This window comes from Thermus composti, assembly GCF_014647535.1.
Classification (GTDB): domain Bacteria; phylum Deinococcota; class Deinococci; order Deinococcales; family Thermaceae; genus Thermus; species Thermus composti.
Genome location: NZ_BMPJ01000020.1, coordinates 18,786 through 35,820, shown reverse-complemented (window position 1 = coordinate 35,820; position 17,035 = coordinate 18,786). Strand labels below are relative to the sequence as shown.

Genomic DNA, 17,035 nt, shown 5'->3' with positions numbered 1-17,035 from the left:
ACATCGATCCCCCGCCTTACCTCCCCCCGGGCCTCCTCCAGGGTCTTCCCGTGGTGGAGGGTGACGAGGCAGGCCAGGTCCTCAAAGTGCTTCTCCAGAAGCTCCTTGAAGCGGAACATAAGGCGGACCCGCTCGGTGAGGGGGGTCTCTTTCCAGGAGGCGAAGGCCTCCTCGGCGGCCCAGACCGCCCGGTCCACCTCTTCCTCCCCCGATAGGGGATCTCCTCCAGCACCTCCCCCGTGGCCGGGTTGTACACGGGAAGGGTGGGACGGGAAACCTCCTGCCAACGACCGCCCACCAGGTTCTTGAGCATAGGACCTCCTTCCCCTACACTTTGCGTCAAGGGCCCATGAAGTCCAAGCGACAGGATGTCACCCTCTCGGCCCCCACCATGGCCGAGGCCCTGGCCCACCCCGCCTTGGCCGGGGCCGAGCTCCTTGGGGGGGAGGGGGGACTGGGCCGGAGGATCCTTTGGGTCCACGTCTCCGAGCTTCTAGACGTGGCCCGCTTCCTTCAGGGCGGGGAGCTTCTCCTCACCACGGGGATGGCCCTAGCGGGGGCGGACCGGAGGACCCAGGAGGCCTACCTGGACTCCCTGGCGGAGCGGGGAATCGCTGCCTTAGGGGTGGAGCTCGTCCAGTGGATCCGGGAGCTTCCCCCCTGGTTTCCAGCCTGGGCGGAGAGCGCGGGGATCCCCCTTCTCGTCTTCCGGCAGGAGGTTCGCTTTGAGGACATCGGTCAGGCCCTTTGTACCCTGATCCTCAGCCGAAGAACCGCCCTCCTGGAAACCCTCGAGGCCACCACCGAAGCCCTTTTGCAAGGCCTTTCCAGGGAGGGGCTCGGTGGGTTCCTCGAAGCCCTAAAGGCCCGCCTTCCCGGGCACCGCCTAAGCCTCCACCTGGAAGGCGCAGGGGAAGGCCCTGGGCTTCGCCTCCCTCTAAGGGCGGGTCTAGAAACCCTAGGAACCCTTTGCGTCCTCCCCCCGGAGGGCCTGGACGAGGCGGCCCACTTGGTGCTGGAGCGGGCCGCCCTCATCCTGGCGGCCCACCTGGCCATGGCCCGGGCCCAAGAGGAGGCTAAGCGGCGGGAAGCCCTGGAAAGGCTCAGCGCCTTCTTCTTCCCCGACCTCTTCCCCGGCTTTCCGCCCTACCACCCCGCCTGGCTGGGGCTGGCCCTGGGGGCGAAAGAGGGGGTCCTCAGGACCCTCTTAACCCGGGAGGGCCTCGAGGTCTGGTCCTGGAAGACCCCGGACTTTCACCTTTTCCTCCTGGGAGGGCCAAAACCCCTCCTGGAGGAGGTGCACCGGGAGGCGGAGGCCCGAGCCCGGTCCGGGGTTCCCTTGGGGGTGGGACCCGTGGTGGAGGGGGTCCATCTGGCCCACCACACCCTTCGGGAAGCGACGTGGCGGCTTCGGTGCGGCAAAGATCCCCTGGGGCTTTTGCTCGTCCCCGACCCCACGCTCCGACTGGCCTACGCCCGGGCCAGGCTGGCCCTCCTTCTGGCCCTTCCCCCCAGGCGAAGGAGGATCTTAGGGGAGACCCTCGGGGTCCTCCTAGAGGAAGGCAACCGCGCCCAAGCCGCCCGCCGCCTGGGCATCCGCAGGCAAAGCCTTTACCGCCGCCTCGAGGAGCTAGAAATCCTCCTGGGCCCTCTAGGCCCAGGCCGGGTGGACCTCTTCCTCGCCCTCAAGATCCTCCGGGAGATGGCCCCGGGCGAGATCTAGACCACGGAGGCCTCTTTTTACAAGGAAAGCAAAGCGGCCACCTCCTCTTTGTGAAGGAGCTCGTCCATCGTCCCCGAAAGGCGCACCTCCCCCGTCTCCAGGACGTAGGCCCTATCGGCCACCCGGCCGGTAAAGCGCAGGTTCTGTTCGGCCAAAAGCACGGGCATCCCCTCCCGTTTAAGCTCCAGGACCAGGCGAGCAATCTCCTCCACGATCAGGGGGGCGAGGCCCTCGGTGGGCTCGTCCAAGAGGAGAAGCTTCGGGTTGGTCATGAGGGTCCGGGCGATGGTGAGCATCTGCTGCTCCCCGCCGGAAAGGAGGCCACCCCGGCGATGCTCGATTTCCTGAAGGCGCGGCAGCATCCGGTACACCTTCTCCAGGGACCAGGGGCCGGGGCGGTGGGCGATCAGGAGGTTTTCCCGTACCGTGAGCTCGGGGAAGATCCTGCGATCGTCCGGTACGTATCCCAGACCCAGCTGGGCCCGGCGGTAGGAGGGGAGTGGGGTGAGTTCCTGGCCCCAGTAGACCACCTGCCCGGCGTAAACCCGGACCAGGCCCATGACGGCTTTGATGAGGGTGGTCTTCCCCGCCCCGTTGCGCCCGAGGAGCGCCACCACCTCCCCCTCGCCCACCTCCAGGTCTACCCCGTGGAGCACGGGGATCCCGCCGTAACCCGCGCTTAAACCCTCCAGCCGCAGGCTCATGCTGTTCCCCCTAAGAAGGCCGCCCGTACCTGGACATCGTGGCGGATCTCCTCCGGGTTACCCTCGACTAACACCCGCCCTTGGTGGAGCACAGTGATCCGATCCGCCAGCTCCAGCACCGCCTCCGTGTCGTGCTCGGTAAAGAGGAGGGTCACTCCTTCCCGGCGGAGGAGTTCCCGGATGAACCCTACCATCCGCCGCCGCTCGGCCCGGGAGAGCCCGGCAAGGGGCTCGTCCAGGAGGAGAAGCTTGGGCTTGGCCACCAGGGCCATGGCCACGTCCAGCCGTTTCAAATCGCCCAGGGGCAACTCCGAGACCCGGCGGTCCGCCTGATCCTCGAGGCCCACCTTGGCCAAGGCCTCCCGGGCCGCATCGAGGGCCTCCGTAAAAGCACCTAAGGGGCGGAGAAGGTGGAAGGTGGCTCCCGCGTAGCCCAAACGGGCTAGGGTCACCGCTTCCCGGACCTTCATGGAGGCGAAGGGCTGCGCCCGCTGGAAGGAGATGGCCAGCCCCAGGCGGGCTACCCTATGGGTAGGCCAACCCGTGATAGGCTTGCCTTGGAAGATCACCGACCCCCGGTCCGGGGGAAAGCGGCCGGTGATCACGTTGAAAAGCGTGGTCTTCCCCGCCCCGTTGGGACCCACCAGGGCGTGGAAGCTTCCCTCGGCCACCTCTAGGGAAACCCCTGCTAGGGCCAAAAACCCCTGGAAGGACTTGTACACGTTTTCAACCGCCAGCAGCGCCACGCCGCACCCCCCTTGCCACCCAGCCGGCCAAGTTTTCCCAGACCCCGGCAAGGCCCCTGGGAAAAAAGAGGACCATGACGAGAAGGAGAAGGCCCAGGAAGAAGGGCCAGTACTCGGTGTTCGCCTGCACCAGCACCCTCAGGAAGAGGAAGGCCGCCGCTCCCACGGCCGGGCCCAGGAACACCCCGCTTCCGCCTAAGATGGTGGAGATAATGGCCTCCGCCGAACGGGTCCAGAAGAGGTAATCGGGAAAGACTGAGCGCTGCAAGGCCCCCTGGAGGAACCCGGCCACCCCGGAAAGGGCTCCCGAAAGCACAAAGGCCAGCAGGAGGTGGCGAAACCCGTCAACCCCCACCGCCTCTGCCCGGGCCCGGTTGTCCCTTAAGCCCCTCAGGGCGTACCCGAAGGGCGAGCGCTCTAAAGCGGCAAGAAAACCTACACCCAAGGCAAAGAGGAGCAGGGTGAGGTAGTAAAAGGGCAGGCTCTCCCCCAAGATCCCCGCAGGCCTCAGATCGGTGATGCCGTTGTCCCCCCCGGTGAAGGCGTACCACTTGTGGGCCACGGCGTAAAGGAGCTGGGCAAAGGCCAGGGTCAGCATGGTGAAGTAGATGCGGGTTAGCCGAATGCTCAGGAAGCCGATGATAAAGGCCACCAGGGCGCTGGCGAGGACGGCCACCGGCAGGGTGGCCAAAAAGGGCCACCCCGCCCGGCTCACCAGGAGGGCCATGGCGTAGGCCCCCACCCCGAAGAAAGCCGCCTGGCCGAAGGAAAGGAGGCCCGCCTGGTGGAAGAGGAGGTTGAAGGCCATGGCGTAAAGCCCCAGGATCAGGGCCTCGCTGACCAGCTTCAGGCCGTACTCCGAGAGGATGGGGCCGAGCAATAAAAGCCCCAAGAAGAGAAGCCCTAGCCTCATGTTCTCACCGCCGGCGGACGGCCCAAAAGCCCCCAGGGCCTGAGGAGAAGGACGAGGGCCATCAGGGCGAAGGGAAACACCATGGCCATCTCCGGGAGAAAAAGGATGCCGAAGGCCTGCAGAAGGCCGATGAGGACCGCCCCCAGGAGGGCTCCCCAGACGCTACCCAGCCCCCCGATCACCACCACGATGAAGGCCTGGATCACCGCGTCCACGGCCATGCCGGGGGTGGCCGCCTGTAGGGGCAAAAGGGCGGCCCCGCCCAAGGCCGCCAGGGCGATGCCCATGGCGAAAACCCCGGTGTAGAGCAAGGGCACGTTAATCCCCAAGGCTTCCAGCATCTCTCGGTCCTGGGTGGCCGCCCGGACCCAGGCGCCAAGCCGGGTCCGGTAGAGAAAGGCCCAGAGGAGAAGGGCGGAGAGGCCCGCAAGCCCCACCAAGAAAAGGTAGTAGCTGGGGAAAGGGGTGCCAAGGAGGAAAAGGGGGCTGGAAAAGGCCGGAGGGGTGGGCAGGGAGCGGTACCCGGCCCCGAAGAGGAACCGGACCAGGTCCTCCAGAATGAGGAGCAGGGCGTAGGTGAGGAGGATCTGGTACTCCTCCGGCCTTCGGTAGATGGGCCGGATGAAAAGCCTCTCCACCAGGGCTCCGATCACCAAGGCCGCGGCCAGGACAAGAATGAGCCCGGTCCAAAACCCCTCCGCCTGGCCCCGGCTAAAGGCGTAGAGCAGGTACGCCCCCAGCATGTAGAAGGAGCCATGGGCGAAGTTGACGATGCCCATAGCCCCAAAGATGAGGGAGAGGCCTACCGCCAGGAGAAAAAGGGTGCTGGCGTAGGCCAGGCCGGTGAGGAGTTGGAGGAGGTAGAAGCCCAGGTCCATGGCCCTAGCGCTTGCACTGGGTGGGGTAGACCGTGTCCGTGGCGGGGGTGATCCGCATCCGGTCCAGAATGGCGAAGGGGTAATTGGGGCTGTGCTTGGTGTACCCCCAGACCAGGCCCTCAAAGACCTGGTGGTCCTCTGGGCGCATCCGCTTGCGACCTTCGGGTGCCTCGTAGACCAGGCCACCATCCGCCTCAAAAGCCCGGCGCACCGCCTCCGCCTGGGTGGAGCGCGCCTTCTGGATGGCCAGGGCCAGCATGTGGATCCCGGCGTAGGCCTCCTGGGCGTTGTAGCTGGGGTACTCGTTGTACCGCTTCCGGTAAGCTTCCACAAAGCTCCGGTTGCGCTCGGTATTGGGGTACAAGAACCAGTAGCGGGTGGAGACCAAAAGCCCCTCAGGGGTCTCCTTGCCCAAAGGCGCCAGGACCTCGAGGGCCGCCCCCACAGGGTTGACGAAATACCTCACCTGGTTGAAGAAGCCGAAGGCCTTGGCCTGGCGGGCGAAGATCACCATGTCCCCAGCCCACAGGGTGGAGAAAACCCCTTCAGGCCTGGCCCGCATCAGGGCGGTGATGAAGCTGGCGTAGTCCGTGGAGCCGAAGCGGGGCCACTGCTCGCTCACCACCTCCACATCGGGGCGCAGCTGCTTGAGCCGGGTGATGAAGTCCTGCCAGGACACCCGACCGAACTCGTAGTCGGGCCCGATGTTGGCCCAGCGCTTGACGGGAAGCGTGGCCGCCAGGGCCGCCGCTGCCCAGGCATCCATGCGGGCGTTGTTGGAGGTGCGGAAAACGTAGGGCCGGCACTGCTCCGTGAGGGCGGGCGTGGCGGCGTGGGTCACCACCAGGGGGATCTTGTACTCGTCGGTCAGGGGGGCTACTGCCAGGGAGACGGAGCTCGAGTCCACGCCGAAGAGGAAGTTCACCTTCTCCTGGAGGATGAGCCTACGGGCCTCCCGCACCCCTACCTCGGGGTTGCCCTGGTCGTCCACCACGATGAGCTGCAAGGGCCGGCCCAGAATCCCCCCGCGGGCGTTGATCTCCTCCACCGCCAGCTGGGCCCCTTGGGAACCGGACTTGCCGTAGCCTGCGAAGTTCCCACTCAGGATGAAGAGGGCCCCGATCTTGATGGGCTGCTGCCCCTGAGCCCAAGCAAGGCCCAAAGCCAAGGCCAAAAACCAGATCCAACCCTTTCTCATAGGCCACCTCCTAGCTTGCGCTCACGCCGCCGTCCACGGCGTAGACGCCACCCGTCAGGTAGCTATTTTCCGGCTCCAGGAGGAAGGCCACCATCCGGGCCACCTCCTCCGGCCGGGCCATCCGGGCCAGGGGGATCCCGCCCAGGATTTTCTGTCCCAGATGGGGATGCTCCCTAAGACCCTGGGTCATCTCCGTCTCCGTCCATCCGGGAGCCACCAGGTTGACCCGGATTCCCCGATCCGCCCAGTCCAAAGCCAAGGCCCGGGCCAGACCCCAAAGACCCGCCTTAGCGGCGGTGTAAGCGGCTAGGCGCGCCCCGCCCCTAAGGCTGAGGATGGAACCTACGAACACCAAACTGCCTTGCCCTTCAAGAAGCCCCGCAAAAGCCTTGGCAGCCAAGAAGGCTCCCGTGAGGTTCACCTCCAAGACCTCGTCCCATACCTCTAGACCGATCCGCTCGGCCCGGGTAAAGACCGGGCTGACCCCCGCGTTGTAGACAAGCCCGTAAAGCCCCACCTCTTCCTGGAATCGCCCCACGACCTGGGGGACTGCCTCCCGGTCGCGCACGTCCAAAGCCTCACCCCATACGCCCAAAGTCCCGGCCAGGGACCGCACCCGGTCGGGGTCCCGGCCCGTGATGCCCACGCGGGCTCCCCGGCGGAGGAGTTCCTGCGCCACCGCTAAGCCGATGCCCCGGGTGGCCCCGATGACCAAAACGGGAAGCCCTTCAAGCCCGGGCATGCCGCACCACCCGCTTGGCCTTGAAGGCGGTCCGTTCCAAGGTCCCAGGAGGCTCTAGGCGAACCTCAGGGGTCACCCCCAGGGCCTCCTTCAACCCCCGGCGCAGGGAGGCCACCAAGCCCTCCGTAGCCACGCCGGGCCGGGCCAGCTCGGCCACCACGGTCACCTCCCGAACCACTCCGTTCTCCTCGAGGACCTCAATCCGGTACTCGCTGGAAAGCTCGGGGAAACGGCGCACCACCTCCTCCACCTGGGTGGGATAGAACTTGGCCCCCCGGTAGACCACCAGGTCGTCCGCCCGCCCCAGAATGCCCCCCACAGCCCGCACATGGGTCCGGCCGCAGACGCAAGGCTCCTTGGTGAGGCGGGCCAGGTCCCCGGTGTAGTAGCGCACCAGGGGGGTGGCCTCCCGGGTCAGGTGGGTGAGGACCAGAACCCCCACCTCCCCTTCAGGTAAGGGCTCCTTGGTCTCGGGGTCCACCACCTCCACCAGGTAGTGGTCCTCGGCGAAGTGAAGCCCGGCCTGGGCCTCGCACTCCCCGGCGAAGGTGGGTCCCATCTCCGCAAGACCGTAGTAGTCGTAGGCCCGGATGCCCAAAGCCTCCTCCAGGCGGCGCCGGGTGGCGGGGTTTTCGGTCCCCGCCTCGCCCCCGAAGGCCCCGATGGACAAGGGGCTTTCCAGACCCTTCTCCTTAAGGACCTCGGCCAGGTAGAGGCCAAAGGAAGGGGTGGCGGTAAGGGCCTTGGGCCGGAAGCGCTGCATGAGCTCTAGGTGGCGCTCCGTCTGGCCCGCCCCCACGGGCAAGACGAAGAGGCCCAGAAGGCGGGCAGCGTGGTGCACGGCCATCCCGGCCACCCAGAGGCCGTAGCTGAAACCGTTTAGAAGCGTATCCCCGGGACGGAGGCCGTAGGCGAAGAGGGTCCGGGCCGTCACCTGGGCGATGTTCTCCACGTCTTTCTCGCTCCAGACCGTGCCCACGGGAAGCCCGGTGGTGCCGCTGGAAGGGTGGTACTCCCGCCACGCCTCCCTAGGGGCCAGGACGTAGCGCCCCAAGGGCGGGTGCAGGCGCTGCTCCTCCCGGAGCTCGGCCTTGGTCACCACGGGGAAGCGGGCAAGGTCCTCCAGGTGGCGGATCCTTAGGTCCACCCCGGCCCACTTCTCCCGGAAAAAGGGGCTCTGCTCGTAGAGCCTTTCCACCTGGGCCCGGAGGCGCTTCAGCTGCAACGCCTCCAGGGCCTTCCGCGGCAGGGTTTCCACCTCGTCCCAATAGGCCTGCATCTTTGCCCCCTGGGCTTTAGGGCCACTATAGGGGAAGTGGACACTCCATGTCAAGCGTGGACATCCATGTCCTCAACCGCTCACCCCTGTGCTATCCTTAGGGCATGGCCCCCACCCTGCCTTCCCTCTACACCCTGAGCGACCTCGCCCGGAAAAGCGGGGTTTCCCGGCGGATTCTCCAGCACTACGCCAAGCTCGGCCTTCTGGAGCCCGGGGCCCTCACCCAGGGGGGCCGCAAGCTCTACACGGAGTTCGCCCTATACCTCATCCAGGATATCCAGGACCTCAACCAGCTGGGCTTCACCCTGGAGGAGATCGGCAAGATCATGGCCTTAAAGAAGGCCATCTTCCACCCCGACGGCACCTACCGGGAGGGGTGGCGCCGGGAGGAGATCCCCCTCTCCGACGAGGAGCTTCTGGCCATGTGGGCTAAGACGGGGGAGGTGCTGGCCAGCATCGAGCGGCAGGAGCGAATGATCCGCCGTTTCCACCGCTTCTTGACCAAGCACTTCGCCCCCAAGGAGGCAGAAGATGGACTTCAGCCTGGACCGGGAAACGGAGGCGCTTAGGGAAAGGGTGCGGGCCTTCCTCGAGGAGGCGGTGATCCCCAGGGAGGCCGAGGCGGCGAGGCACCTGGACCGCCTGGAGGCCATCACCCAAGAGCTCCAGGCCGAGGCCAAAAGGCGGGGCCTCTTCCTGCCCCACATGCCCAAGGAGCTTGGAGGGCTCGGGCTTTCCTGGACGGCCCTCGCCGTGGTCCTGGAGGAGGCGGGCCGGAGCCTCTTAGGCCCCAGGGCCCTAAACGCCGCCGCCCCCGACGAGGGCAACATGCACCTCCTCCACAAGGTGGCCAACGAGGCCCAGAAGCGGAAGTACCTCCTTCCCTTGGCCGCCGGGGAGGTTCGGAGCGGCTTCGCCATGACCGAGCCCATGGGGGCCGGGGCGGACCCGAACCTCCTCAAGACCACCGCCGAGCGGAAGGGCCGGGGCTTTGTCCTTAGGGGAAGGAAGTGGTTCACCACCGGGGCCGAGGGGGCGGCCTTTTTCATCGTCCTGGCCCGGACGGAGGAGGGGCCTACCCTCTTCCTGGTGGACCGGGAAACCCCCGGCCTAAGGCTGGTGCGCACCATCCCCACCATGGACCACTGGTCGGTGGGGGGGCACGGGGAGCTGGTCCTGGAGTGCGAGGTGGGGGAGGAGGCGGTTTTGGGCGAGGTGGGCAAGGGGTTTCTTTACGCCGAGCTTCGCCTAGACCCCGCTCGGCTCACCCACTGCATGCGCTGGCTGGGCGTGGGGGTTAGGGCCACCGAGCTCGCCCAGGCGTACGCCCTAAAGCGGGAGTCCTTCGGCAAGAGGCTGGCCGAGCACCAAGGGGTCCAGTTCATGATCGCCGACAGCCACATGGAGCTCCACGCCGCCCGGCTCATGGTCTGGCACGCCGCCTGGAAGCTGGACCGGGGGGAGCGGATCCGGCACGAGGCCTCCATGGCCAAGATCTTCGTCTCCGAGGCGGTGAACCGGGCGGTGGACCGGGCGGTCCAGATCACCGGGGCCCTAGGGATCAGCGAGGACATCCCCCTTTCCATCTTCTACCGGGAGGTGCGCCCCTTCCGGATCTACGACGGGCCCAGCGAGGTCCACCGGGCCTCCGTGGGCAAGCGGGCCCTCTTCAAGGGGCTTAGGCCATGAGGGAGGCGCTGGCCGAGGCCTTGAGGGAGATCTTCGGGCCGGGGGAGCTTTTAGCCCTCAAGCGCCTGCCCGGAGGGGCCTCCAAGGAGGCCTGGGCGGTGGACTACCGGGCGGGGGACACCCTCCACGCCCTCTTCCTGCGCCGGGCGGGGGGCGGGGTGATCTACAGCGGGACCCTGCCCCTAGAGCACGAGTTCCGCCTCCTCCAGGTGGCCTACGCCCACGGGGTGAAGGTCCCCGAGCCCATCGGGTACTTTCCCGACCTCGAGGGCCGGGAGGCCTTCCTCATGCGCCGCCTAAGGGGGGAAGCCATCGGGGCCCGGGTGGTCCGGCGCCCCGAGTACCAAAGGGCCCGGGAAAGGCTTCCCCAGGCCATGGCCGAGGAATTGGCCAAGATCCACGCCCTGCCCCCGGAGGAGGTCCCCTTCCTCACCCCCAAGGAAGCCCCGCCCTGGCAGGCCGCCCTACGGGAGGCCTACCGGGACCTGGGCGCCCTGGGGGAGCCCCACCCCGCCCTGGAATGGGGCCTGCGCTGGCTCCAGGACCACCCTCCCCGGGAGCGCCCTGGGGTCCTGGTGCACGGGGATTTCCGCATCGGCAACCTCCTCGTGGACGAGGAGGGCCTGGTGGCCGTCTTGGACTGGGAGTTCGCCCACCTAGGCGACCCCCGGGAGGACCTGGCCTGGCCCTTGGTGCGGGCCTGGCGGTTTGGGGAGGACGCCAAGCACCTGGGGGGCGTGGGGGAGGTGGGGCCCTTCCTGGAACGCTACAACGCCCTAAGGGGCCTGGACATCGCCGAGGAGGAGCTTTTCTGGTGGGAGGTCCTGGGAAACGTGCGCTGGGGCCTCGGGGCCTTGAAGCAGGCCCGGAGGCACCTAAGGGGGGAGGAAAGGAGCGTGGAGCTTGCGGTGCTGGGCAGGCTTGCGGCGGAGATGGAGTACGAGATCCTGTACCTCTTGGAGCGCCATGGATAGGCCCACCCTAGACGAACTCCTGGAGGCCGTGGGGGAGTTTTTGGAGCGGGAGATCCTCCCTAGCCTCTCCGACCCCAGGCTCCGCTTCCAGATCCTGGTGGCCCTGAACGCCTTAGGGATCGCCCGGCGGGAGCTGGCCCTGGGGGAGGCCTTGAGGGCGGAGGAGGCCAAGGAGCTGACCGCCCTCTTGGGGAAGCAGGGGGAGGCGGAAGTGCTCCTCGGGGAGCTTGCCCAAAGGATTCGGGAGGGCCATCCCCCCGAGGGCACCCAGGCCTTCCTCAAGGCCCACGTGGCGCGGAAGCTAAGGGTGGCTAGCCCCAAGTACCTGGAACGCTACCCATGAGGAGGCGCCTTCTCCTCCTGCGCCACGGCGAGGTGGACTACTTCCCCCAGGGCAGGCCCGTGCCCCCGGAGGGGGTGGGGCTCACGGAAAGGGGCAGGGCCCAGGCCCTGGCGGTGCGGGCCCTTCTGGAGGGGGTTCCCCTGGACCTAGCGGTCCACACCGGCCTTCCCCGGACGGAAGAGACCCTGGCCCTGGTCCTGGGGTCCAGGGCGGTGCCGGTGGAGGCCTGGCCCGAGTTCCGGGAGATCCGCCCGGGAAGGCTTAAGGACCTGGAAGACCCCGAGCGGGCCTTCCGGGAAGCCTTCCAGCCCCCTAGCCTCGAGGCCCGCTTCCTGGGCGGGGAGCGCTACGACGCCTTCTTAGACCGTGTCCTTTCCGCCTACCAGCGCCTCCTGCAAAGGCCCTGGGACACCCTCCTCCTGGTGGCCCACGGCGGGGTGATCCGGGCCATCCTCACCTACGCCCTCACCGGGCAACGGGGCTTCCTCCCCCTGGAGGTCCACCCTTGCGGCCTCTCCGTCCTGGACCTGGGGGAGCCTCCCCTCCTCCGGGTCCACAACCTCACCCCCTACAACCCCCTCCCCCAAACCCGCCTCTCCACCATGGAGGCCCTCTGGGAGGCCTACCGTTCGGGCTAGCGCCAAACCCCCTTCTCCCGGAAGTAGCGCACCGCCCCCTCGTGGTAGGGGACCTTCCCACCCCGGGAGCGCACAGCGTTTTCCAGGGTGGTCTCCCGGGCCGGGGCCACGGCGGCCTGGAGGGCGGGAAGGTTTTCCATCACCGCCTTCACTACGGCGTAGGCCACCTCCTCAGGGAGGCTCGCCGGGCAGACGAAGACGTTCCAGAAGGTGAGGGTGGGGGTGTCGTAGCGGGTGTTATAGACCCCCTTGGGGATCACCCCGGTGTCCACCACCCCGGGGAAGCGCCGTTGCAAGACCTGCACCGGGGTGCTCTGGGGGGGAAGGGGCACCAGGAAGAGGCGCTTTCCCTTGCGGGCCAAGCTCCCCGCCAGCTCCACGATGCTCCCCGTGGGGAGGCCCCCCGACCAGAAGAAGGCGTCCAGGTTGCCCTCCGCCAATAGGGAAGCGCTCTCCGCCGCCCGCACCCGCTCCCACTTCCCGAAGTGGACCTTGGGGTCAAAGCCGGGGATGGCGGCGGACATGAGGATCCGGGCTTCGTACTCGATGATCCCCCCGGGCACCTCGGTGGAGACCCGCTTCCCCTTAAGGTCCTGGAGCACCCGGATCCCGCTTCCCTCGGCGGTCACCACGTGGAAGTAGTTGGGGTACATGGTGAAGAGGATCCGCACCGGGGCAGGCTTCCCCTGGAAGCGCTCCTCCCCCTGGAAGGCCATAAGAGCGGCATCGGGCAAGACCGTGCCGCAGTAGTAGAGGCCCCGGGCCGGGTCCGTGCGGTCGCGAAGGAGCATGAGGTTCTCTATGGACCCCCCTGACTGCATGGCCTGGGCCTGGACCGCCCCGGACCGGTTCAGGATCTCCGCCACCGCGGTGCCGTAGTAGAAGTACACCCCGCCCACCCCGCCGGTGCCGATAACGATCTGGGGCTTCTGGGCCAGGGCCAGTCCCAGCAACAGCCATACCGCCACGCTTCGCCTCAGCATCCGTCACCCCCTTGGCTTGTAAAGCCAGGCTAAGGGCCCAAGCCGTCTTTCGCAAGCCCTTGCCGGGCACGCGGGGGGCGTGGTAGCCTTGGCGGCAAAGGAGGCAAGCCATGTGCGCCCCTTGGGTTATGGAAAGCGTGGCCCAATCCGTTTCCCGTAGGGCCCTTCTCGGAGCGGGGCTGGGGCTTCTGGCGGGCCGGGCCCTGGCCCAGGCGGAGGTCCCCGGCAAGGCCTTTTCCAAGGTGGTGAACCTCCCCCATGTCCTCTCCCCCGAGATCCCCCTCTTCCCCGGGGCCGAGCCCATGCGCATCACCACCCTGGTCACCGTGCGGCAGAACGGCTATTACGGCAACTTCCCCGGCTTCTCCCCCGAGGCGGCGGAGTTTTTGGTGCGGGAGCGGGAGATCGTGGGGGTGGACACCCTTTCCCTGGACTTCGGCCCCTCCAAGGACTTCCGGGCCCACGTCGCCCTCCTGGGGGCGGGCAAATATGGACTGGAAAACCTGGCCAACCTGGCCCAGGTGCCCCCCTTTGGGGCTCTGATCTTCGTGGGGGGGGCCAAGCACAAGGAGGCCTCGGGGGGACCGGTGCGGGCGGTGGCGATCAGGTGATGGCAAGCTTCCTAGAGTTCCGCCAGGTGACCGTGGCCTTCGGAGACTACGTGGCCGTGGAGGGGGTGAGCCTGGCCCTTGCCCCAGGGGCGTTCGTGAGCCTGGTGGGGCCCACGGGCTGCGGCAAAAGCACCCTCCTCAACGTGGCCGCCGGGCTCCTTGCCCCCAGCCGAGGGGAGGTCCTCCTGGAGGGAAGACCTCTCAAGGGCCTCAACCCTGTGGCGGGCTACCTTTTCCAGCAGGACGCCATCCTTCCCTGGAAGACCGCCCTGGACAACGTGGCCCTGCCCCTGGTCTTCCGGGGGGTGCCCTGGGGGGAGGCCCGGGAACGGGCCCGGGTTTGGCTGGAGAAGGTGGGGCTTGGGCGTTTCCTCCGCCACTACCCCCACCAGCTCTCGGGAGGGATGCGCAAGCGGGTGGGCCTGGCCCAGGTGCTCATCGCCGGCCCCAAGCTCCTCCTCATGGACGAGCCCTTCTCCGCCCTGGACATCCAGACGAGGCAGCTTATGGAAAACGAGCTCCTAAGGCTCTGGCAGGAGGACCGGAAGACGGTGCTCTTCGTGACCCACGACCTGGAGGAGGCCATCGCCCTCTCGGACCGGGTGGTGGTGATGTCGGCGGGACCCCGCTCACGGCCCATCGGGGACTTCCCCATCCCCTTGCCGCGGCCCAGGGACGTGGCGGAGATCCGGCTCACCCCGGAGTTCCTCCGGCTCCACCGGGAGATCTGGGAGCTTTTGAGAGGGGAGGTGCTGAGGGCCCATGCGGGGGCTTAGGGTAAGGCTCTGGCAGGCCGGACTCCTTTTGGGCTTCCTCCTCCTCTGGGAGTGGGCCTCGAGGACGGGCCGCATTGACCCCTTCTTCTTCTCCCTCCCCTCGGCCATCGCCCAAAGGGTCTGGCGCTGGTTCGCCACGGGGGAGGTCTACCCCCACCTCTACATCACCACGGTGGAGATGCTGCTGGCCTTCGCCCTGGGCACCCTCCTCGGGGTGGTCTTCGGGCTCTGGCTCGCCCTCGCCCCCGCCGTGGCCGCCGTGCTGGACCCCTACGTCAAGGCCCTGAACGCCATCCCCCGGGTGGTCCTCGCCCCCATCTTCACCCTCTGGTTCGGCCTCGGGGTCCTCTCCAAGGTGGCCCTGGGGGTCACCCTGGTCTTCTTCGTGGCCTTCTTCAACACCTACCAGGGGGTGAAGGAGGTGAGCCCCCTCGTCCTGCAAAACGCCAGGCTTCTCGGGGCCAAGCCCTCCCACCTCCTCCGCCACGTCTACCTGCCGGCGGCGGCGAGCTGGATCTTCAGCTCCTTAAGGACCTCTATCGGCTTCGCCGTCATCGGGGCGGTGGTGGGGGAGTACCTGGGAAGCGCCGCCGGGCTCGGCTACCTCATCGCCCAGGCGGAAGGGGTCTTTGACACCACGGGGGTCTTCGCCGGGATGGTGGTCCTCATGGCCTTCGTCCTAGCGCTGGACGCCCTGGTGGGCACGGTGGAAAGGAGGCTCTTGGTGTGGCGGTCCAAGGAGCGGGAAGGAGGTTCGGCGTGAAGCGGATCTGGGTTTTGGCGCTTGCGGTGCTTTTGGCCTTCAGCTTTGCGCAGAAGCGGGTGGTCCTGGGCGTGGGGGGCAAGACCGCGGTGGTCTACCTGCCCCTCACCGTGGTGGAAAGGCTCGGCTACTTCAAGGAGGAGGGCTTAGACGTGGTGATCCAGGACCTCCAGGCAGGTTCCCGCGCCCTCCAGGCCCTGGTGGGGGGAAGCGTGGAGGTGGTCATGGGCTACTACGACCACACCATCCAGATGCAGGCCCAGGGCCGGGACATCGTGGCCTTCGTGGAGGTGGGGCGCTACCCGGCCATCGTCCTGGGGGTGCGGTCGGACCTGGCCGACCAGGTGCGGACCATCGCCGACCTGAAGGGGAAAAGGGTGGGGATCACCGCCCCGGGAAGCTCCACCCACTTCTTTCTCAACTACCTCCTGGTGAAGGCGGGCCTCAAGCCCACGGACGTCTCCGTGATCGGGGTCTCCGTGGGGGCCCAGGCGGTGGCGGCGGTGCAGAACAAGCAGGTGGACGCCATCTCCAACGTGGAGCCCGCCATCACCCTCCTGGAAGAGCGGGGCCTCATTAAGGTTCTCGCCGACACCCGCACCACCAAGGGCACCCGGGAGGTCCTAGGGGGCGAGTACCCGGCGGCCGTCCTCTACACCACCCGGGCCTGGCTGGAGAAAAACCCCGACACCGCCCAAAAGCTGGCGAACGCCATGGTGCGGGGCCTGCGCTGGATGCAGGGGAAGAGGCCCGAGGAGATCGCCGCCATCCTCCCCGAGGAGTACTTCCTTGGGGACAAGGACCTCTACCTCAAGGTCCTGAAGAACTCCCTGGAATCCTTCTCCCCCACGGGCCGCTTCAGCGACACCGCCCCTCTAAGGCCCCTCACGGTGCTCTCCGCCTTTGACGAGCGGGTAAAGCGGGCCCGGATTGACCTCAAGCGCACCTACACCAACCAGTTCGTGGACCGGGTGCCCATCCGCTGAGCCCCTCCGCCCAGACCCCCATCTTGACAGGCCTTCCGGATGGCGTTTACGTTGACGTAAACGTTTACGATGCCTTCGGAGAAGCCTCTGACCATCCGCGACCTCGCCGAAGCCGCCCGGGTCTCCGTGGCCACGGTAAGCCGGGCCCTGAACGGCCGCCCCGGGGTGAGCCGGGCCACGAGGGAGCGCATCCTGGCCCTAGCCCGCGAGTGGGGCTTTATCCCCAGCGCCGCCGCCCGGGAGATGGTGGGGATGGCCACCGCGGTGGGCATCCTCTTCGCCCCCGGGGTGCGGCGGTACACGCCCTATTTCACCCTGCTTCTGGAAGCCCTCTCGGAAGCCCTGTGGCGCGAGGGGCTCCGGGTGGCGGAGGTGGAGGTGGACCCCACGGGCAAACCCCGTCAGGAAGCCCTGGGCTACATCCTCCTTGGGGCCCACGAGAAGGACCCCCGGGTGGAAGTCCTCTCCCAGAAGGGTGTGCCCTTCGTCCTGGTGGGGGTTGGGGAAGTGATCCCCTGGGTGGCCCCCGAGGACGTGGAAGGGGGGTATCTGGCCACCCGGCACCTCCTGGACCTGGGGCACCGGACGATCGCCCACCTCACCGGCTACCCCGAGCACCAGGCGGGCCGGGAGCGCCTCCTCGGGTACCGGAAGGCCCTGAGGGAAGCGGGAATCCCCTTCCGCGAGGAGCTGGTCCTTGACGGGGCCTTTGACCCTCTAACCGCCTACCGCATGGTCCGCAAGGCCTGGGAGCGGAGCCTCCGCTTCACCGCCCTCTTCGCTGCCTCCGACGAGATGGCCTTGGGGGCATGGGCGGCGCTGGAGGACCTGGGCGTGGGGGTACCCGAGGAGGTCAGCCTGGTGGGGTACGACGACCTGCCGGAGTTCGGGGAGCGGCTGACCACGGTGCGCCAGGACATTCCCACCATCGCCCGGAAGGCGGTGGCCCTGCTCCTCGAGGCCCGAGACGGGAAGCCCCCCCGGGGGCTTCGCATCCCCGTCCGCCTGGTGGTCCGTGGAACCACCCGGAGAAGGGAGGTGGGAGCCTGAAAAAACCCGAAGGCGGCAGGCCCTAGACACCAGCCCCTC

20 protein-coding genes are annotated in these 17,035 nt (G+C 67.6%); 11 read left to right on the top strand and 9 right to left on the bottom strand.

Going from position 1 to position 17,035, the window contains the following annotated elements:
• Window positions 1-197 (bottom strand): aldehyde dehydrogenase family protein (locus IEX93_RS11590; protein WP_229906139.1); only part of this gene is annotated, 197 nt, incomplete at its 3' end.
• A 152-nt stretch (window positions 198-349) separates the two neighbouring features.
• Here IEX93_RS11590 and IEX93_RS08450 point away from each other — a divergent pair.
• Complete coding sequence (locus tag IEX93_RS08450) at window positions 350-1,723, top strand: PucR family transcriptional regulator (RefSeq protein ID WP_229906138.1); 1,374 nt, start codon at window positions 350-352, stop codon at window positions 1,721-1,723.
• Window positions 1,724-1,740: 17 nt separating this feature from the next.
• On the opposite strand, the gene IEX93_RS08445 is transcribed toward IEX93_RS08450, so the two are convergent.
• The 7 genes from IEX93_RS08445 to IEX93_RS08415 are packed head-to-tail and all read right to left on the bottom strand — an operon-like array spanning window position 1,741 to window position 8,183.
• Window positions 1,741-2,427: an ABC transporter ATP-binding protein gene (locus tag IEX93_RS08445; protein WP_188847770.1), complete on the bottom strand. Its 687-nt coding sequence runs from the start codon at window positions 2,425-2,427 to the stop codon at window positions 1,741-1,743.
• Window positions 2,424-3,173 carry an ABC transporter ATP-binding protein gene (locus IEX93_RS08440; RefSeq protein ID WP_188847769.1) on the bottom strand — a complete coding sequence of 250 codons (750 nt, stop codon included), beginning with the start codon at window positions 3,171-3,173 and terminating at the stop codon, window positions 2,424-2,426. Before IEX93_RS08440 ends, IEX93_RS08445 begins: the two co-directional genes overlap by 4 nt.
• The gene (locus IEX93_RS08435; RefSeq protein ID WP_188847768.1) at window positions 3,154-4,086 is read right to left on the bottom strand and encodes a branched-chain amino acid ABC transporter permease; all 933 of its coding nucleotides are present in this window, start codon (window positions 4,084-4,086) and stop codon (window positions 3,154-3,156) included. The genes IEX93_RS08440 and IEX93_RS08435 overlap by 20 nt, the downstream gene beginning before the upstream one ends.
• Window positions 4,083-4,964, bottom strand: a complete 882-nt coding sequence (locus tag IEX93_RS08430; protein WP_188847767.1) for a branched-chain amino acid ABC transporter permease — start codon at window positions 4,962-4,964, stop codon at window positions 4,083-4,085. Before IEX93_RS08430 ends, IEX93_RS08435 begins: the two co-directional genes overlap by 4 nt.
• Before the next feature lie 4 nt (window positions 4,965-4,968).
• Window positions 4,969-6,162: an ABC transporter substrate-binding protein gene (locus IEX93_RS08425; RefSeq protein WP_188847766.1), complete on the bottom strand. Its 1,194-nt coding sequence runs from the start codon at window positions 6,160-6,162 to the stop codon at window positions 4,969-4,971.
• Between the two features lie 10 nt (window positions 6,163-6,172).
• A complete protein-coding gene (locus IEX93_RS08420) occupies window positions 6,173-6,904 on the bottom strand; it encodes an SDR family NAD(P)-dependent oxidoreductase (RefSeq protein ID WP_188847765.1) in 732 nt (243 codons plus the stop codon).
• On the bottom strand, window positions 6,891-8,183 hold the full coding sequence (locus tag IEX93_RS08415; protein WP_188847764.1) for a phenylacetate--CoA ligase family protein: 1,293 nt from the start codon (window positions 8,181-8,183) through the stop codon (window positions 6,891-6,893). Before IEX93_RS08415 ends, IEX93_RS08420 begins: the two co-directional genes overlap by 14 nt.
• 104 nt (window positions 8,184-8,287) lie before the next feature.
• Here IEX93_RS08415 and IEX93_RS08410 point away from each other — a divergent pair, with 104 nt between their 5' ends.
• From IEX93_RS08410 to IEX93_RS08390, 5 genes are read left to right on the top strand one after another with little or no spacing between them, the layout of a single operon-like run.
• Window positions 8,288-8,752: a MerR family transcriptional regulator gene (locus IEX93_RS08410; RefSeq protein WP_188847763.1), complete on the top strand. Its 465-nt coding sequence runs from the start codon at window positions 8,288-8,290 to the stop codon at window positions 8,750-8,752.
• A complete protein-coding gene (locus IEX93_RS08405) occupies window positions 8,715-9,872 on the top strand; it encodes an acyl-CoA dehydrogenase family protein (RefSeq protein ID WP_188847762.1) in 1,158 nt (385 codons plus the stop codon). The genes IEX93_RS08410 and IEX93_RS08405 overlap by 38 nt, the downstream gene beginning before the upstream one ends.
• On the top strand, window positions 9,869-10,846 hold the full coding sequence (locus tag IEX93_RS08400; protein ID WP_188847761.1) for a phosphotransferase family protein: 978 nt from the start codon (window positions 9,869-9,871) through the stop codon (window positions 10,844-10,846). Before IEX93_RS08405 ends, IEX93_RS08400 begins: the two co-directional genes overlap by 4 nt.
• Complete coding sequence (locus IEX93_RS08395; protein ID WP_188847760.1) at window positions 10,839-11,189, top strand: DUF6285 domain-containing protein; 351 nt, start codon at window positions 10,839-10,841, stop codon at window positions 11,187-11,189. Before IEX93_RS08400 ends, IEX93_RS08395 begins: the two co-directional genes overlap by 8 nt.
• Window positions 11,186-11,827, top strand: a complete 642-nt coding sequence (locus tag IEX93_RS08390; protein WP_188847759.1) for a histidine phosphatase family protein — start codon at window positions 11,186-11,188, stop codon at window positions 11,825-11,827. Before IEX93_RS08395 ends, IEX93_RS08390 begins: the two co-directional genes overlap by 4 nt.
• Here IEX93_RS08390 and IEX93_RS08385 read toward each other — a convergent pair.
• A complete protein-coding gene (locus IEX93_RS08385) occupies window positions 11,824-12,810 on the bottom strand; it encodes a TAXI family TRAP transporter solute-binding subunit (protein WP_371863167.1) in 987 nt (328 codons plus the stop codon). The two genes, IEX93_RS08390 and IEX93_RS08385, sit on opposite strands and share 4 nt — an antisense overlap.
• Window positions 12,811-12,920: 110 nt before the next feature.
• Here IEX93_RS08385 and IEX93_RS08380 point away from each other — a divergent pair, with 110 nt between their 5' ends.
• The 5 genes from IEX93_RS08380 (at window position 12,921) to IEX93_RS08360 (ending at window position 16,996) form a co-directional block, all read left to right on the top strand.
• Window positions 12,921-13,421 (top strand): cyclase family protein, encoded by a 501-nt coding sequence (locus IEX93_RS08380; RefSeq protein ID WP_188847758.1) that lies wholly within the window; start codon window positions 12,921-12,923, stop codon window positions 13,419-13,421.
• Window positions 13,421-14,197 carry an ABC transporter ATP-binding protein gene (locus tag IEX93_RS08375; protein WP_188847757.1) on the top strand — a complete coding sequence of 259 codons (777 nt, stop codon included), beginning with the start codon at window positions 13,421-13,423 and terminating at the stop codon, window positions 14,195-14,197. The genes IEX93_RS08380 and IEX93_RS08375 overlap by 1 nt, the downstream gene beginning before the upstream one ends.
• On the top strand, window positions 14,184-14,960 hold the full coding sequence (locus IEX93_RS08370) for an ABC transporter permease (protein WP_188847756.1): 777 nt from the start codon (window positions 14,184-14,186) through the stop codon (window positions 14,958-14,960). Before IEX93_RS08375 ends, IEX93_RS08370 begins: the two co-directional genes overlap by 14 nt.
• Window positions 14,957-15,946, top strand: coding sequence for an ABC transporter substrate-binding protein (locus IEX93_RS08365; protein ID WP_188847755.1), 990 nt, complete (start codon window positions 14,957-14,959; stop codon window positions 15,944-15,946). Before IEX93_RS08370 ends, IEX93_RS08365 begins: the two co-directional genes overlap by 4 nt.
• 69 nt (window positions 15,947-16,015) lie before the next feature.
• Complete coding sequence (locus tag IEX93_RS08360) at window positions 16,016-16,996, top strand: LacI family DNA-binding transcriptional regulator (RefSeq protein WP_188847754.1); 981 nt, start codon at window positions 16,016-16,018, stop codon at window positions 16,994-16,996.
• Window positions 16,997-17,035 lie beyond the last annotated feature (39 nt).

What these genes read in the sequence shown, in the direction of transcription:
- IEX93_RS08450 (WP_229906138.1), top strand. Translation starts at nt 350, where the DNA reads ATGAAGTCCAAGCGACAGGATGTCACCCTCTCGGCCCCCACCATGGCC.
- IEX93_RS08445 (WP_188847770.1), bottom strand. Translation starts at nt 2,427, where the DNA reads ATGAGCCTGCGGCTGGAGGGTTTAAGCGCGGGTTACGGCGGGATCCCC.
- IEX93_RS08435 (WP_188847768.1), bottom strand. Translation starts at nt 4,086, where the DNA reads ATGAGGCTAGGGCTTCTCTTCTTGGGGCTTTTATTGCTCGGCCCCATC.
- IEX93_RS08430 (WP_188847767.1), bottom strand. Translation starts at nt 4,964, where the DNA reads ATGGACCTGGGCTTCTACCTCCTCCAACTCCTCACCGGCCTGGCCTAC.
- IEX93_RS08425 (WP_188847766.1), bottom strand. Translation starts at nt 6,162, where the DNA reads ATGAGAAAGGGTTGGATCTGGTTTTTGGCCTTGGCTTTGGGCCTTGCT.
- IEX93_RS08420 (WP_188847765.1), bottom strand. Translation starts at nt 6,904, where the DNA reads ATGCCCGGGCTTGAAGGGCTTCCCGTTTTGGTCATCGGGGCCACCCGG.
- IEX93_RS08415 (WP_188847764.1), bottom strand. Translation starts at nt 8,183, where the DNA reads ATGCAGGCCTATTGGGACGAGGTGGAAACCCTGCCGCGGAAGGCCCTG.
- IEX93_RS08410 (WP_188847763.1), top strand. Translation starts at nt 8,288, where the DNA reads ATGGCCCCCACCCTGCCTTCCCTCTACACCCTGAGCGACCTCGCCCGG.
- IEX93_RS08405 (WP_188847762.1), top strand. Translation starts at nt 8,715, where the DNA reads ATGGACTTCAGCCTGGACCGGGAAACGGAGGCGCTTAGGGAAAGGGTG.
- IEX93_RS08400 (WP_188847761.1), top strand. Translation starts at nt 9,869, where the DNA reads ATGAGGGAGGCGCTGGCCGAGGCCTTGAGGGAGATCTTCGGGCCGGGG.
- IEX93_RS08395 (WP_188847760.1), top strand. Translation starts at nt 10,839, where the DNA reads ATGGATAGGCCCACCCTAGACGAACTCCTGGAGGCCGTGGGGGAGTTT.
- IEX93_RS08390 (WP_188847759.1), top strand. Translation starts at nt 11,186, where the DNA reads ATGAGGAGGCGCCTTCTCCTCCTGCGCCACGGCGAGGTGGACTACTTC.
- IEX93_RS08385 (WP_371863167.1), bottom strand. Translation starts at nt 12,810, where the DNA reads ATGCTGAGGCGAAGCGTGGCGGTATGGCTGTTGCTGGGACTGGCCCTG.
- IEX93_RS08380 (WP_188847758.1), top strand. Translation starts at nt 12,921, where the DNA reads ATGTGCGCCCCTTGGGTTATGGAAAGCGTGGCCCAATCCGTTTCCCGT.
- IEX93_RS08375 (WP_188847757.1), top strand. Translation starts at nt 13,421, where the DNA reads ATGGCAAGCTTCCTAGAGTTCCGCCAGGTGACCGTGGCCTTCGGAGAC.
- IEX93_RS08370 (WP_188847756.1), top strand. Translation starts at nt 14,184, where the DNA reads ATGCGGGGGCTTAGGGTAAGGCTCTGGCAGGCCGGACTCCTTTTGGGC.
- IEX93_RS08360 (WP_188847754.1), top strand. Translation starts at nt 16,016, where the DNA reads ATGCCTTCGGAGAAGCCTCTGACCATCCGCGACCTCGCCGAAGCCGCC.